Source organism: Shinella sp. BE166 (genome assembly GCF_051201095.1).
In the GTDB taxonomy this organism is placed as follows: Bacteria; Pseudomonadota; Alphaproteobacteria; order Rhizobiales; family Rhizobiaceae; genus Shinella; species Shinella lacus.
In genome coordinates this window covers 112363-126639 of sequence record NZ_JBPEHL010000009.1, presented here as the reverse complement: position 1 = coordinate 126639, position 14277 = coordinate 112363, and the positions used below count along the sequence as shown (strand labels likewise).

The window sequence follows — 14277 nt, the reverse complement described above, 5'->3', positions numbered from 1 at the left end:
CAGGTCTCTCTGAGGAGTTGTTACGGATGGCGGGAGGGATTTATTCGGCCTCGCTTTAGAAACGCGTCGTCTCCGCGAGCGTCAGCGCAAGGCCGTCCTGGTTCAGCGCGTAGCGCTCGCGCATGACGTTCCAGTTCCCCGGTGCGCCGGAGATCGAGAAGAGATTGTAGCCGGCCGGCGGCTTGTGGCCGCCCGGCCCCTGCGAGGCGGATGCGATGCCGACGACCGGCACCTGCTTCGTCTGGCCGGGCAGCCAGTGCACGGTGTTGAGATGGGTGTGGCCGTGCAGCACGAGCTCCGCCCCGCCGGTCGAAATGGTGGCGGCGAAGCGGCGGATGCCGATCATGCGCTTGTGGAAGGAGGTGGCGCCGCGGATCGGCGGATGATGGATCATCACGACGCGGAAGAGGCCCGCTTCACCTGCTGCACGCAGCATGTTGACCGCCTCGCGCGCCTGCCGGCTGCCGAAATAGCCCGATGCGGAAAAGGGCGGCGTCGCCACCGCCGTCGAGCAGCCGATGATCGCCACCTGGCCGCGCACGCGCAGATAAGGAAAGACGTGCACGTCCTCTTCCCATTCGGCGGGTGCTGCGTCGCCGCGCATGTAGGGATACCAGGCGCGCGTCGATTTCTCGTAGGCGCCGCGCACATAGGCGTCGTGGTTGCCCGGCACGACCGAGACATGCTCAGGCGTCCCCGCTTCCGGCAGCCACTTCTTCACGGCCGCGATTTCGAGCGAGGAGGCGAGGTTCACCAGATCGCCGGTGATTGCCAGATGGTCCGGGTCGCGCCGCTCGATATCGTCGAGCACCAGGTCGAGCGTGTTGGTGAACAGGTGCCGGCGGCGGTTGCGGTGCCAGTTGACGAAGCCGGTGATGCGCTTGGAAAACAGCTCCAGGAACGTCAGGGCGGGCAGAGGCCCAAGATGGACGTCCGATATATGGGCAAGTCTGAACATACCTTTCCTTAGAGCATAAGGCCGTTAAGGGAAACGCAAGGCGTGGATATTCGCGACGCTTTGACGCTGCAAGACTTGATTTGGCCCAAAGGTTCCGGCGAAGTGCCAGAATGGAACACGACACGCCGACGAGCACCACGCCGCCCACCCGCCGCTTGCTGGCGCGGCTGGTGACGCGCATGGCGCATGGTTACTTCGCGCTTGCCCGCGGCATGACGATGGGCGTGCGCGCCGCCTGTTTCGACGAGGCCGGCCGCGTCTTCCTGGTGCGTCACAGCTACGTGCCCGGCTGGCACCTGCCGGGCGGTGGCATCGAGCGCGGCGAGACGGCGCTGGAGGCGCTGGAGAAGGAAATGCGGGAGGAGGGTAACCTGGCCCTTGGCGCACCGCCGGCGCTCGTGCATGTCTATTTCAACCGGCAGACCAGCCGGCGCGACCATGTGCTGCTCTATCGCTGCGACGGCGTCACGCAGACCGCGCCGCGCCTCAAGGACCGCGAGATCGTCGAGGCAGGCTTCTTTGCGCTGGATGCGCTGCCGGTCGCCACCACGCTCGCCACGAGCCGGCGGTTGGAGGAGCTCGCCGGCCGCGCACCTTTCGCGGATTTCTGGTAGGCTCAGGCCGCCTTCAGCTGTTCCCGGCCATGCGGCGCGTCGAGGTCGAGCTCCGGGCCGACCGGGACGATGCCCGTCGGGTTGATCGTCGTGTGCGAGCGGTAATAGTGCTCCTTGATGTGGCGCATGTTCACCGTCCCGGCGATGCCGGGCACCTGGCAAAGCTCGCGCAGGTAGCCGGAAAGGTTCGGGTAATCGGTGATGCGGCGGATGTTGCACTTGAAGTGGCCGACATAGACCGGATCGAAGCGCACCAGCGTCGTGAAGAGCCGCCAGTCGGCCTCCGTGATACGGTCGCCGGTGAGGTAGCGTTTTTGGGAAAGCCGCGTCTCCAGCCTGTCCAGCGTCTCGAAAATCTTTACGACAGCGTCGTCATAGGCGGCCTGCGTCGTGGCAAACCCGGCCTTGTAGACGCCGTTGTTGACGCTGTCGTAGATCGTATTGTTCAGCGCATCGATTTCCGCGCGCAGGTCTTGCGGATAAAAATCGTCGCGTGAGCCGGTGAGTCCGTCGAAGGCGGTGTTGAACATGCGGATGATCTCGGCCGATTCGTTGGAGACCATGCGGCTCTGCTTCTTGTCCCACAGGACGGGCACGGTGACGCGGCCGGAATAGTGCGGATCTGCCTTCTGGTAGACCTCGTAAAGAGCGGATGCGCCGAACAGCGGATCGAGCGTGCCGCCGTTCTCGCCCTTGAACTCCCAGCCCTTGGCCAGCATCAGCGGATCGACGACGGAGACGGTGATCAGGTCCTCCAGCTTTTTCAGCTTGCGGAAGATCAGCGTGCGGTGCGCCCAGGGGCAGGCATAGGAGACGTAGAGGTGGTAGCGGCCGGCTTCGGCCGCAAAGCCGCCTTCTCCCGAGGGGCCGGGCGCGCCATCCGGCGTGATCCAGTTGCGGAACTGCGAGGCGGCGCGCTCGAAACGGCCCTTCGTCGCCTTCGTGTCGTACCAGACGTCGTGCCAGACGCCGTCCACCAGCATGCCCATGATCGTTCCTTCCGCTTTGTCACTTCGCTTCTAGATAGCGCATGGGTGGGGCGTGGATAGGCGCATTTTGATGAACAGTGCGTTTTGCTCTTTGACAAGCGGCGATTTTCTGCTATCCGCGCTGGTCAGAACCGGCGCTATTGGCCGGCGAGGAAGACGAACGAATGTTCTACCCGGGAAGCCCACGACGACGCTGATGCCCCCGCACGCACCCTTCGACGGTGCGCGATCACCCGCATCCACAGCTTCGCATACGGTTTCTCGCTTCCCATGAACATGCTCAAGCACGATCTCGTCTACCTGACGGAAGATGCGTCCCACGACGCGGCCATCGAACACATCAACGAAGAAGCCTTCGGCCCCGGCCGGCATGTGCGCGCCGCAGCCCGCATCCGCGAGCAAGGCCCGCACGACCTTTCGCTCTCCTTCATCTGCACCGATGACGGCGAGACGATCGCCTCCGTGCGCATGACGCCGGTGCTGGCTGGCGGCGTGAAGGGTCATCTGCTCGGCCCGCTCGCCGTGCGCCCCTCGCACAAGAACCAGGGCATCGGCCGCGAATTGCTGCGCATCGCCTGCGCCGCCGCCAAGCGGAAGGGCTCGGAAGCCGTCGTGCTCGTCGGCGATCCGCCCTATTACGGCCCGCTCGGCTTCGAGAAGGTCGCGTGGAACGCGCTGACCTTTCGGGGCCCGGTCGATCCGGCCCGGGTGCTGGTCATGCCCTTTGCGGCGGATACGCATGCGCGGCTGAAGGGCGTCATCGCCTGGCGGTGCGACGAGGGGCAAGCCCCCCGCCGGGATTGATCAGTCCTTCAATTCCATGAAGCGGATGCGGTTCTGGAAGGGGTCGGTCACGGTCACCTCCCACCGCGAACCTTCATCCTCCAGCCCCGGCTTCATGTAGCGGTAGTCCTTGCGGATCAGCTCCTTCTGGAAGCCGCGGATGCCCTTCATGTAGACGACCATGTTGCCACCCGGCGTGGCATCGCCCGCATGTTCGGAAAGGTGCAGCCGCAGGCCGGCGCGCGACACCTGCGTATAGAGCGGAAAATTGTCGCCGTAGCGGTGCTCCCAGTCGACGGAAAAACCGAGGAAGCCGAGATAGAATTCATGCGCCTTCGCCACGTCGAAGATGCGCACGATCGGCACGGCCTGCTCGAATTGCGGGCCGTTGGCCGCCGGTTTGGCCTCGATCTTCGCGGACAGGATGTTCCAGGTCTCCGCGCCGAACTGGCGGGCGACGATTTCCAGCGCTTCGCTGTGGGTGATCTCGATCGTGCGGGCGGCGAGCGCCTCCCGCAGGTTTTTTGCCATGGTCTTGGCATCGCGATAGTCGCGCATATCCGTTCCTCATCTCCGGCGAAGTCTTCGTCAGTGCCCGCATTGCCGACGCCTTCGCCCAACGATGAACGGGGGAGAAAGGTTTTTGGGGAGGCGTTCGCCATGCCCTGAAAGGGCGCGGGTCTGCCGGCCGCCTCCGGCCGTGGGGCCGAGACTAGCCGAACGATCGCGGCGGCGCCAGCGGGATTTCGTCAGCGCCCTTCGCGATACCAGGTGGCGGAGAAGGCGAGCAGCAGCAGGCCGACGCCGGCAAAACCGGCAAAGAGCGGCAGCGAGTTGATGCCCTTCAGCACCGTCTCGTCCGTCATGCGCAGCGACAGGCGGTTCTGGTCGGCGGTGCGCACCTGGCCGGTGACCGGCAAGAGCGGCGGCAGCGAGATGGCGTCGCCGTTCTCGTCGACGAGGCGGCGCACGGTGCCCTTCGTGGCGTCGGCAAGCGGCTTCAGCGTCTCCGTCGTCGAGATCGTCGCCTTGAATTCCGGCGCATCGACCGCGCCAACATGCACGAGCGCGCTCAGATCGTCGTTGGTGATCTCGTAGAGGCCAGTCTCGGTGGTCGGCACTTCGGCGCGGTAGAGGCCGGGCTCGGCTTCGGTCAGCGCCACCTGCTGCGTGGCGCCGGAGGGCAGCTTCAGCGTCGCCTCGCCGGGCGCATCGCCGATCGTCTGGCGGTTGATCTGCAAAGTGCGGCCGAAGGTGCGCGCCGTCAGCGCTTCTTCTTCCAGCGCCGGCTCCTGCATCAGCCAATGCGCGGTGCGGCGATAGAGCGAGACATGCGGCCCGCCGCCTTCAAAGCCGCGCGCCCAGAGCCAGCCCTGGTCGGAGAGCAGCATGGCGACACGGCCCTTGCCGGCGCGGTTGAGCACGAGCAGCGGCTTGCCCTCGTTCGCTTCCATCACGACATTGCCCTCCGGGCGCTGCACGTCGACGGTGCGGAACCAGCGGCCCCAGCGCGGCGGCTCTTCGCCGGCGCCTTCGAGCCCGCGCGTGACGGGATGCTTGCGGCCCTGTTCGGAGAGGCGCGGATAGAAGGCGGCCTCGTTCATCGAACCGGTCGGGTTGGCCGGCAGCACGACGGACAGCGGCGTGCTGGCGATCGAATCATTGCCCGCATGTTCCGGCCCCGCCGCGATCAGCAGCGCGCCGCCGTTTTCGACATATTGTGCAATGTTGTCATAGTAGAGTATCGGCAGCACGCCGCGATGCTGGTAGCGGTCGAAGATGATGAGGTCGAACTCGTTGATCTTGTCGACGAAGAGTTCACGGGTCGGGAAGGCGATCAGCGAGAGTTCGTTGATCGGCGTACCGTCCTGCTTTTCCGGCGGCCGCAAAATCGTGAAGTGCACGAGGTCGATCGCGGTGTCGGACTTCAACAGGTTGCGCCAGGCGCGCTCGCCGGCATGCGGCTCGCCGGAGACCAGCAGCACGCGCAGGTTCTCGCGAATACCCTCGATGACGTGAACCGCGCGGTTGTTCGCCGTGGTGATCTCGCCCTCGACGGGGGCGACCTCGAATTCCAGGATGTTGTTGCCGCCGCGCGGGACAGTGAAGCCGAGCGGCTGCTCGGTGCCGGGCTCGGCGATCTCCGAGGCGATCTCGTTGCCGTTAAGGCGCACGGTAACGCGGGCGGCCGCGTCCGTGCCGGCGCCATCGTCCACCACGCGGAACTTCAGTTCCTGCGGTTCGCCGACGATGCCGAAGCGCGGGGCGCTGACCACTTCGATGCGGCGGTCGAATTCATCCGGCCGGCCGGTGATCAGCCCGTGGATCGGCGCGTCGAAGCCGGAAAAGGCGGACGCCTCCGGAATGTCGTGCACCTGGCCGTCGGTAATCAGGATCGCGCCGCCGACACGCGATCGCGGCACGTCGGCGATGGCCGCGTTGAGGGCGTCGAACAGGCGCGTCGAGGGCGTGTCGGACGTGCCGTCGTCGCCCGCCTCCACGATGCGCGGCTCGATGCGGGGATAGCGCGCAAAGCGTTCCTTGAGTCCTTCCAGCGCGGCATTGGTCGCGGCGGTGCGCGCCTCGCTGTCCTGGCTCTGGCTGCGGTCGACGATGACGGGCACGACGGTCGACAGCGCCTCGCGGTCCTCCTGCAGGAAGACCGGGTTGGCGAGCGCCAGCACCAGCAGCGCCAGCGCGACGGCGCGCACGAAGGACCCGCGCAGGCCCCGCCAGAAGCCGAGTGCGGCCAGCGCAACGCCGGCCAGCGCGATCAAGGCGATGGCGATCCAGGGCAGGAAGGGGGAGAACTGGATGGTCATGTCATTGTCCCAGCCGTTCGAGGAGGGCGGGCACGTGCACCTGGTCCGCCTTGTAGTTGCCGGTCAGCATGTACATCATGATGTTGACGCCGGAGCGGAAGGCGTGGTCGCGCTGCACCTCGTCGGGCGGCACCGTCGGCAGGAGCGCCATGCCATTGGCGTCGATCGCCCAGGCGCCGGCAAAGTCGTTGCCGGTGATCATGATCGGCGAAACGCCGTCGCCGGCGCGTGCCGGGCGGGTCGGGTCTTCGGCGCGGTCGAGCTCCGCCTCGATCCACAGCGGGCTTCCGGCATAACGGCCGGGGAAATTCGCAAGCAGATAGAAGGCCTTGGTGAGAACGTGATCGGCCGGCACCGGCTCCAGCGGCGGAATGTCGAGATTGGCGAGGATCGCCTGGAGGCGCTCGGTGTTCGGGCTCGTCGCCGTGTCGTTGAGCGAGACGAACTGGTCGCGTGTATCGAACAGCACCGTGCCGCCATTGCGCATATAGGCGTCGATGCGGCTGATCGCGGCGCTCGACGGCATCGCGGCCGTGGCGCTCACCGGCCAGTAGATGATCGGGTAGAGCGAGAGCTCGTCCTTGGAGATGTCGACGCCGACCGGCTGGCCGGGCTCCAGCGTCGTACGGTAGGTGAGGAATTCCGTGAGGCCGGCGAGGCCGCGTTCCGAAATCCGGTCCACCTCGCCCTCGCCGGTGACGACATAGGCGAGATGCGTCGTGTCGAGGCGCGACAGGATCGCCTCGTCGCCGGGCTTGGCATCGTCCGCACGGCTTTCCGAGGGAAGCGCCAGAAGGGCGGTGGCAAAGAGCGCCAGCAGAAGGGCGGCGGTGGCGCCGCGCGCGGGCGTGCGGCGGACGGCCGCCGCGAAGGCGCCGCCGATGAAGAGCACGATGGCGCAGTCGGCCAGAAGCAGCAGGGCTGCGAGCGTGAAGAGATGCGGTTTCAGCGACCAGGTCTCCCTGCCGGCCAGCGGTTCGCGCAGGACCGACGTGCCCTCGGCGACCATGAGCGGGCGGATTTCGTGGCCCGGCGGGAAGAGGTTGTGCGCAACATAACCGTCCTCCGTGCCGTAGAGGCCGGGCGGATTGTCGAAGCTTGCTATCCGGCGCGTTCCGTCGCCGGTGGCGAGCGGTTTGGCCTCGCCGGTGGCGGCGGCGAGCGTGCCGTTCGCGGTCATCAGGCGATAGGGCGGCAGGCCAGGGCTTTGCTCGCCATCGCTGGTCGAGACGCCGCCGCCGCGCGAAAGCTGCACGGTGCGGCGGAGCATTTCGACGAAATCGCCGGACAGCGGCAGGTTGGACCAGCCGGTTTCGGCGCTGATGTGGAAGAGCACGAGGCGGCCGGAGCCGAGCGGGCCGGTCGTCACCAGTGGCGTGCCGTCGGCAAGGCTTGCCCAGGTGCGCTCGGCAAGGTCCGGCGTCGGCTCGGCGAGCACCTGGCGCTTGATGAGGATGTTGTCCGGCGCGCGCATGCCAAAGAACGGGCTGTTTTGCGGATAGGCGGAGAGCGGCTGCGGCTCCGACCAGGACAGCGCGCCGCCGAGCGCACGTTCGCCCTTGCGCAGCAGCACCGGCACCAGCGGATCGTCGGCGGGGGCGGCGGCAAGGCGCGGGCCGGCAAAGCGGATCAGCATGCCGCCCGCCTCGATCCAGCGGCGAACCTCGCCCTGCGCGTCCTCCGGCAGGCGGCCGATATCGGCCATGATCAGCACCGAGGGGTTCTGTTCCAGGAGTTCGGGGATCGCGACCGAAAGATCGGCGACGCTCGGCTCCAGCAGATCGGCATAAGGCGCGAGCGCGCGGTTGATATAGTGCAGCGGCGAAAGCAGCGGCTGGCTCGCATCCACCACCTCGCCGGAGAGGAAGGCGACGCGGCGGCGGCGGAAACCGTCGTCCAGCAGGTAGGTGCCGCCGGCATTGGCGAGCCCGTCGATCGTCACACGGGCGAAGTCGTTGCGCAGTTCGAATGGGGCGGTGATCGTGCCGGCCGTCGTCGTGCTGCCGGCTGCGAAATCGGCCGTGCCTGTCGCAATCGGCCGGCCGCGCGAATCATGCGCCGTCAGCGGCAGGCTCTGTGCCGCGCCGCCCTCAAGCCGGGTGAGCGTCAGGGACAGCGCGTCCGCGCCGTTCGTGGCGGCTGTGATGGCGACGGCGGAGGCGCCGTCGCCCTGGATCATGCGGAACTCGGCGGGCGAGAGCGCCTGCAGGGCGGCGACCGTCTCGTCGGTCTCGCCGCTCGCCATGCCGTCGCTGATGAAGGCGATCGTGCCCGGTGCGTTTCCGTCGAGCGCGGTGCTGAGCGATGCGATGGCGGCGGAGCGGTCGGCGGGCAGCGGCCGGGGCTCGGCGGCGGCGAGGCGGTTGCGGGCGGTCGCGGCATCGACCGGCACGGCGTCGTGCTGGCGATCGGCGGTCAGCACCAGCGATATCGGCACGTCGCGGCTTTCCGCGTCGTCGATCAGCGTCGATGCGGTATCGACGCGGCGCTGCCAGTCGGTGGCGGAGGCCCAGCTGTTGTCGACCACGAGCACCAGCGGGCCGGTGGTGGCCAGCGTGTTGGTGCGCGGGTTGAAGACCGGGTCGGCGATGGCGAAGATGATGGCGGCCGCGATCAGCATGCGCAGCAGCGTCAGCCACCAGGGGCTCTGCGCCGGTGTCTCCTCGCGCTTCATGATGGAAGCGAGGATGGCGAAGGGCGGGAAGACCTCGACAAGCGGCTTCGGCGGCGTCAGGCGCAGCAGCCACCAGATTACGGGCAGCAGCACCAGCGTCGTCAGAACGGCGGGAAAGGCGAAGGCGAAAGCGCTCATCGGCCGCGGCCCTCCGTCTTCATCGCCGGCATGCCGGAGAGATACATGTGCACGGCGACCAGCGCCTCGGAGGCGAGCCGGTCGGTGCGGTGGGGCACGAAGCTCCAGCCGAGGTGGCGCAGATTGTCGGCCAGCGCCTCACGGCGTGCGACATAGGCGCGGGCGTACTCGTCCTTCAGCGTCTCGGCGCGGCCGGCGGTGAGCTTCTGGCCGGATTCCGGATCGGTGAATTCGGTGCGCCCGACATAGGGGAACACCTCTTCCGCAGGATCCGCGATCTCGACGACATGGCCGCGCAGGCCGCGGCGGGCAAGCGGCCCGAGCCGGTCCATCACGTCCTCGACGGGATCGAGAAAGTCGCCGATCAGCACGATGTCGCTGCTGCCGCGGATCATGCTGGTATCCGGCAGGCCGCCGGTCGCGGCGTTGTGCATGAGGGCGGTGGCGAGGCGCTCGGCGGCGTTGCGCGCGGCGATCGGCTCCATGATGCCGGGGCAGCCGATGCGCTCGCCAGAGCGGGCGAGGATTTCGGCGAGCGCCAGCAGCAGGACGAGCGCGCGGCTTTCCTTCGAGACGCTGCCGAAGGTGGATTTGTACATCATCGAGGGCGAGAGATCCGCCCAGATCCACACGGTGTGGGCGGCCTCCCATTCGCGGTCGCGCACATAGGTGTGGTCGTCGCGCGCCGAGCGGCGCCAGTCGATGCGCGACAGGCTTTCGCCGTCGACATAGGGGCGAAACTGCCAGAAATTCTCGCCGATGCCGCGCTTGCGGCGGCCGTGCCAGCCGGCGATGACGGTGTTGGCGAGGCGCTGCGCCTCGACCATGCAATCGGGAATGAGGGCAGCCCGGGCCTGTGCCCGCGAGAGCACCTCGCGGGTCGGGGTCGGTTGGACGATCTGGCCGACGGACGCCATGCTCTTTGCTCCGCTCAGCCGCCCGCCTGCCGCACAAGGCCTGCAATGACGTCGCGCACGGACATGCCCTCGGCGCGTGCGCCAAAAGTCAGAGCCATGCGGTGCTGCAGGACGGGTTCGGCCAGCGCCAGCACGTCGTCGACGGAGGGCGCGAGGCGGCCTTCGTAGAGCGCGCGAGCGCGGGCACAGAGCATCAGCGCCTGGCCGGCACGAGGGCCTGGACCCCAGGCGACGTGCTTGTCGGTGCCGGCCACGCCATTGCCGGGGCGGGCGGAGCGCACCAGCGAGAGGATCGCGTCGAGCACCTTTTCGCTGACCGGCATCTGGCGGATGAGGGTCTGGATTTCGATGAGCCGTTCGGCGGAGATTGCCGCACTGGCATGCGCCTCGTGCACGCCGGTGGTTTCCAGCAGGATCTGCCGTTCGGCGGCAAGTTCTGGATAATCGACGTCAACCTGCAGCAGGAAGCGGTCGAGCTGGGCTTCCGGCAGCGGATAGGTGCCTTCCTGCTCCAGCGGATTCTGCGTCGCGAGCACATGGAAGGGTTTCGGCAGGTCGTTGGTCTGGCCGGCGACCGTGACGTGATATTCCTGCATGGCCTGGAGCAGGGCGGATTGGGTGCGCGGCGAGGCGCGGTTGATCTCGTCGGCCATCAGGAGCTGCGTGAAGATCGGGCCGGGCACGAAGCGGAAGGAGCGCTTGCCGTTCTCGTCCTGGTCCATCACTTCAGAGCCGAGGATATCGGAGGGCATCAGGTCGGGCGTGAACTGGATGCGGCTGGAGGCAAGGCCGAGCACGGTGCCGAGCGTGGCGACCAGCTTGGTCTTGGCGAGGCCCGGCACGCCGACCAGAAGCGCATGGCCCCCGGAGAGCACGGCGAGCATGGTCTGCTCGACCACGCTTTCCTGGCCGAAGATGACCTTGCCCACTTCCTGGCGGATGATGGCGATATCGGAGAGCGCGCGCTCGGCGGCGGCGATGACCGCTTTTTCGTCCAGGCCTGCCTCGGGGGAATTCTGAACGCCCATGGTCGTCTCCAGTGTCGGTTCCAACGTAACACGAATCGTGGCTTTGCCATGTTCGCATGCTTCATAGAGAGCTTATTAGCTCACCCGTGGCTGACAAGCGGCCACGAAATGACTATCTCGTGAGAAAGAGGTGTATCCACCCTTTCCTCGATCAAGAGGGCTCAATCAAGAGGACCCTCTCGCGGAGATAGGGTTCAACCGGGACGGAACAATGGCAACGGGCGAAATTCGCGAAAGCAGCGACGCGGCGGGACTGGCCGCCTTGATCTCGCGGGCAGCCGCGGAAACCGGCGGGCGCGGCCTGCCGCCAGTCGAGCGCTGGAACCCGCCGTTCTGCGGCGACATCGACATGGAAATCCGCGCCGACGGCACCTGGTTCTACATGGGCACGCCGATCGGCCGCGCGCCGCTGGTGCGGTTGTTCTCGACGGTGCTGCGCAAGGACGAGGACGGCAACACCTATCTGGTGACGCCGGTCGAGCGGGTCGGCATCCGCGTCGTCGATGCGCCGTTCCTGGCGGTCGAGATGAATGCGGCGGGCGAGGGAGAGGCGCAGACGCTGACCTTCCGCACCAATGTCGGCGATGTCGTGGAGGCAGGGGCGGAGCATCCGCTACGCTTCGTGATTGCCGGTGAAAACAACGAGTTGAAGCCGTATCTTCTGGTTCGCGGCCGACTGGAAGCACTCGTCTCGCGGGCGGTAATGTACGAGCTGGTCGAGCTCGGCGAGACGATCGAGATCGACGGCGTGGAGATGTTTGCGCTGCGCTCCGGCGGCGTGGTCTTCCCGGTCATGCCGGCGGCCGAGCTGGATCAGCTTTCCCGATGAGTTTTCCACCCTACAGCGCAGCGGAATTCCGTCGCCGGGCCATGCAACAGACCCTGACGCTCGGCGACGAGAGCTGGCGCGACCATGGCGACAGCCTGCTCAACCCCTCGGTCATTCCCCATCTCGAAGGCATGAAGCTGCGCGATGCGGCGGTGCTCATCCCCGTCGTCGACGATGGCGAGGAGGCGCGGGTGATTTTCACGCAGCGCACCACCACCATGCGCAAACATTCCGGCCAGGTCGCCTTTCCGGGTGGCGCGGTCGATGACGAGGATGCGGACGTGGAGGCGGCGGCGATGCGCGAGGCGGAGGAGGAGATCAGCCTCGATCGCCGTTTCGTCGAGCCCGTCGGCCGCCTGCCGCAGTACAAGGCGCTGTCCGGTTTCTCCATCACGCCGGTGCTGGCGGTGGTGCAGCCGGGTTTCGAGCTGATCGCCAATCCGGACGAGGTGGAGGCGGTCTTCGACGTGCCGCTCTCCTTCCTGATGGACCCGCGCAATCACGAACGCGGCAGCGGCGTCTGGCTCGGCGCCGAGCGGCACTATTATCGCCTGCCCTATGAGGGGCGGAACATCTGGGGCATCACCGCCGGCATCGTGCGGATGATCTATGAAAGGCTTTATGCATGACCTCTGTTTCGGGCGAGGCGTGGTTTACCGATCCGGCGCTCGTGCGCGTGCTGGCGCTGCTCAACGGCGACGGCGGCGAGGGGCGCGTGGCGGGCGGTGCCGTGCGCAACAGCCTGATGGGCCTGCCGGTCGCCGATGTCGATATCGCCACGACGCTGAAGCCGGAAGTGGTGGTCGAGCGGGCGAATGTCGCCGGCATCAAGGCGGTGCCGACCGGCATCGAGCATGGCACGGTGACGCTGGTGATCGACGGAAAACCCTTCGAGGTGACGACGCTGCGCCGCGACGTTGCAACCGACGGGCGGCACGCCGAGGTCGCCTTCGGCGCGGATTGGCAGATGGATGCCGAGCGGCGCGACCTCACCATCAACGCGCTCTATGCGACCGCCGAAGGCGAGGTCGTCGATCTCGTGAACGGCTTGGCCGATATCGAGAGTCGCACGGTGCGGTTCATTGGCGATGCCGCGACGCGCATCGCGGAGGATCACCTGCGCATCCTGCGCTTCTTCCGCTTCTTCGCGCTCTATGGCAGCGGGCGGCCGGATGCCGAAGGCCTGAAGACCTGCGCGCGGGCGAAGGACAAGCTTGGAAAGCTCTCGGCCGAGCGGGTCTGGGCGGAGACGAAGAAGCTGCTGGCGGCGCCCGATCCCGGCCGCGCGCTGCTCTGGATGCGCCAGGCCGGCGTGCTCACCGAAATCCTGCCCGAGACGGAAAAGTGGGGCATCGACGCCATTCCCGGCCTGATCGATGCCGAAAAGGCCTTCGGCTGGACGCCGGATGCACTGCTGCGGCTTGCCGCCATGGTGCCGGCGGATCGCGAGCGGCTGAAGGTGCTCGCCGAGCGCCTGCGCTTGTCCAAGGCGGAGGCGGCGACGCTCGATTATTGGGCGTCCGCCCCGGAGATCGCGCCAAAACTGGCGGAAACGGCCTTCGACCGGCTGCTCTATCGCAACGGCCCGCAGGGGCTGACGATGCGGCTGAAACTGGCGCTCGCCGGTGCCCGGGCGCGCGGCCTCGGCGATGCCGATGCGCTGGCTTTCGCCGGACTGTGCCAGCGGTTGCTGGCGCGGGTGCAGAAATGGCAGAAGCCATCCTTCCCGCTGAACGGCGCGGATGTGCTGGCAGCCGGGCTTCCGGCCGGGCCGAAGGTCGGCACGCTGCTGGGGGCGATCGAAGAGGAATGGGTGGCTGGCAACTTCCATGAGGGCCGGGCAAAGTTGCTTGCCCGGCTGGAAGCCCTCGTCAAGGAAGGCTGAGAAATGTCACGCGGCGTCGGCGGCTTTTTCGTCGACGATGCGTTCCTTGATGTGGTCGACGGTGCTTTCCCGGATCATCGTCTCGCCATGCGCAGTGCGCATGTGCTCGACGGCGCGGCGCACGACTTCGGCGTCGTCATTGGCCCGCGTATGCCAGTCGCATCCGGGGACGAGTGAACCGCATTCAAAAAGTCTCATGACCTATCTCCTGTCGTTTCAACGGGACCAGTGTAGCAGATGAGGCCCGATCGGCCAAACCGGGACCGGGCCCGCGGCTGAAAGAGCCGTCGTCAGAAACGGCAAAGCCCGCCCGGAGTTCCGCTCCGGCTGAGGAATATTCGAGGCGCTCCCAGACAGCCGTCAGGCGGCGTCTTCGTCCTTCGCCCAGGCGTCGAAGCAGGCGGACGACTGCAACTGTTCCGGCCGCGTATGGTGGTCGGCGAGATGGTGGACGGTGCCGCCGGCAATGCGCCGCCGGGCTTCTTCGACGAAATAGGAATGTGGAAGGTCCATGCCGCTTTCGACGCGCATGGTTTCTGCAAAACGATCGAGAAAATCGGCGGATTGCGGGTCGATGCCCGACGTTGCCGCATGCTGTGTCGCGACTGTCATGATAACCTCCTCCATGAGATCATGCCGG

General features: G+C 67.0%; 14 protein-coding genes. 5 read left to right on the top strand and 9 right to left on the bottom strand.

Going from position 1 to position 14277, the window contains the following annotated elements:
* Positions 1 to 55: 55 nt before the first annotated feature.
* Positions 56 to 958, bottom strand: a complete 903-nt coding sequence (locus tag J2Y63_RS21715) for a metallophosphoesterase family protein (RefSeq protein ID WP_435267773.1) — start codon at positions 956 to 958, stop codon at positions 56 to 58.
* A gap of 110 nt (positions 959 to 1068) precedes the next feature.
* Here J2Y63_RS21715 and J2Y63_RS21710 point away from each other — a divergent pair, with 110 nt between their 5' ends.
* A complete protein-coding gene (locus J2Y63_RS21710; RefSeq protein ID WP_435267772.1) occupies positions 1069 to 1572 on the top strand; it encodes an NUDIX domain-containing protein in 504 nt (167 codons plus the stop codon).
* A gap of 2 nt (positions 1573 to 1574) precedes the next feature.
* Here the strand turns inward: J2Y63_RS21710 and J2Y63_RS21705 are convergent, their stop codons facing one another.
* Positions 1575 to 2561, bottom strand: a complete 987-nt coding sequence (locus J2Y63_RS21705; RefSeq protein ID WP_435267771.1) for a glutathione S-transferase family protein — start codon at positions 2559 to 2561, stop codon at positions 1575 to 1577.
* A gap of 276 nt (positions 2562 to 2837) precedes the next feature.
* On the opposite strand from J2Y63_RS21705, the gene J2Y63_RS21700 reads away from it, so the two are divergent.
* The gene (locus tag J2Y63_RS21700; protein WP_435267856.1) at positions 2838 to 3365 is read left to right on the top strand and encodes a GNAT family N-acetyltransferase; all 528 of its coding nucleotides are present in this window, start codon (positions 2838 to 2840) and stop codon (positions 3363 to 3365) included.
* Here J2Y63_RS21700 and J2Y63_RS21695 read toward each other — a convergent pair whose 3' ends face one another.
* The 5 genes from J2Y63_RS21695 to J2Y63_RS21675 form a co-directional block, all read right to left on the bottom strand.
* On the bottom strand, positions 3366 to 3902 hold the full coding sequence (locus J2Y63_RS21695; RefSeq protein ID WP_435267770.1) for a glyoxalase superfamily protein: 537 nt from the start codon (positions 3900 to 3902) through the stop codon (positions 3366 to 3368). It lies immediately after the preceding gene.
* A gap of 191 nt (positions 3903 to 4093) precedes the next feature.
* Positions 4094 to 6166, bottom strand: a complete 2073-nt coding sequence (locus tag J2Y63_RS21690) for a hypothetical protein (RefSeq protein WP_435267769.1) — start codon at positions 6164 to 6166, stop codon at positions 4094 to 4096.
* A gap of 1 nt (position 6167) precedes the next feature.
* On the bottom strand, positions 6168 to 8978 hold the full coding sequence (locus J2Y63_RS21685) for a DUF4159 domain-containing protein (RefSeq protein ID WP_435267768.1): 2811 nt from the start codon (positions 8976 to 8978) through the stop codon (positions 6168 to 6170).
* The gene (locus tag J2Y63_RS21680) at positions 8975 to 9895 is read right to left on the bottom strand and encodes a DUF58 domain-containing protein (protein ID WP_435267767.1); all 921 of its coding nucleotides are present in this window, start codon (positions 9893 to 9895) and stop codon (positions 8975 to 8977) included. Before J2Y63_RS21680 ends, J2Y63_RS21685 begins: the two co-directional genes overlap by 4 nt.
* Positions 9896 to 9909: 14 nt before the next feature.
* Complete coding sequence (locus tag J2Y63_RS21675) at positions 9910 to 10923, bottom strand: AAA family ATPase (RefSeq protein WP_435267766.1); 1014 nt, start codon at positions 10921 to 10923, stop codon at positions 9910 to 9912.
* Between the two features lie 211 nt (positions 10924 to 11134).
* On the opposite strand from J2Y63_RS21675, the gene J2Y63_RS21670 reads away from it, so the two are divergent.
* The 3 genes from J2Y63_RS21670 to J2Y63_RS21660 are packed head-to-tail and all read left to right on the top strand — an operon-like array spanning position 11135 to position 13637.
* On the top strand, positions 11135 to 11752 hold the full coding sequence (locus J2Y63_RS21670; protein ID WP_256117541.1) for a DUF1285 domain-containing protein: 618 nt from the start codon (positions 11135 to 11137) through the stop codon (positions 11750 to 11752).
* Positions 11749 to 12381, top strand: coding sequence for a CoA pyrophosphatase (locus J2Y63_RS21665; RefSeq protein WP_435267765.1), 633 nt, complete (start codon positions 11749 to 11751; stop codon positions 12379 to 12381). Before J2Y63_RS21670 ends, J2Y63_RS21665 begins: the two co-directional genes overlap by 4 nt.
* Positions 12378 to 13637: a CCA tRNA nucleotidyltransferase gene (locus tag J2Y63_RS21660; protein ID WP_435267764.1), complete on the top strand. Its 1260-nt coding sequence runs from the start codon at positions 12378 to 12380 to the stop codon at positions 13635 to 13637. Before J2Y63_RS21665 ends, J2Y63_RS21660 begins: the two co-directional genes overlap by 4 nt.
* A gap of 6 nt (positions 13638 to 13643) precedes the next feature.
* On the opposite strand, the gene J2Y63_RS21655 is transcribed toward J2Y63_RS21660, so the two are convergent.
* Positions 13644 to 13835, bottom strand: coding sequence for a DUF1059 domain-containing protein (locus J2Y63_RS21655; protein ID WP_069058059.1), 192 nt, complete (start codon positions 13833 to 13835; stop codon positions 13644 to 13646).
* A 162-nt stretch (positions 13836 to 13997) separates the two neighbouring features.
* Positions 13998 to 14249, bottom strand: a complete 252-nt coding sequence (locus J2Y63_RS21650) for a hypothetical protein (protein ID WP_256117536.1) — start codon at positions 14247 to 14249, stop codon at positions 13998 to 14000.
* Positions 14250 to 14277: the final 28 nt, after the last annotated feature.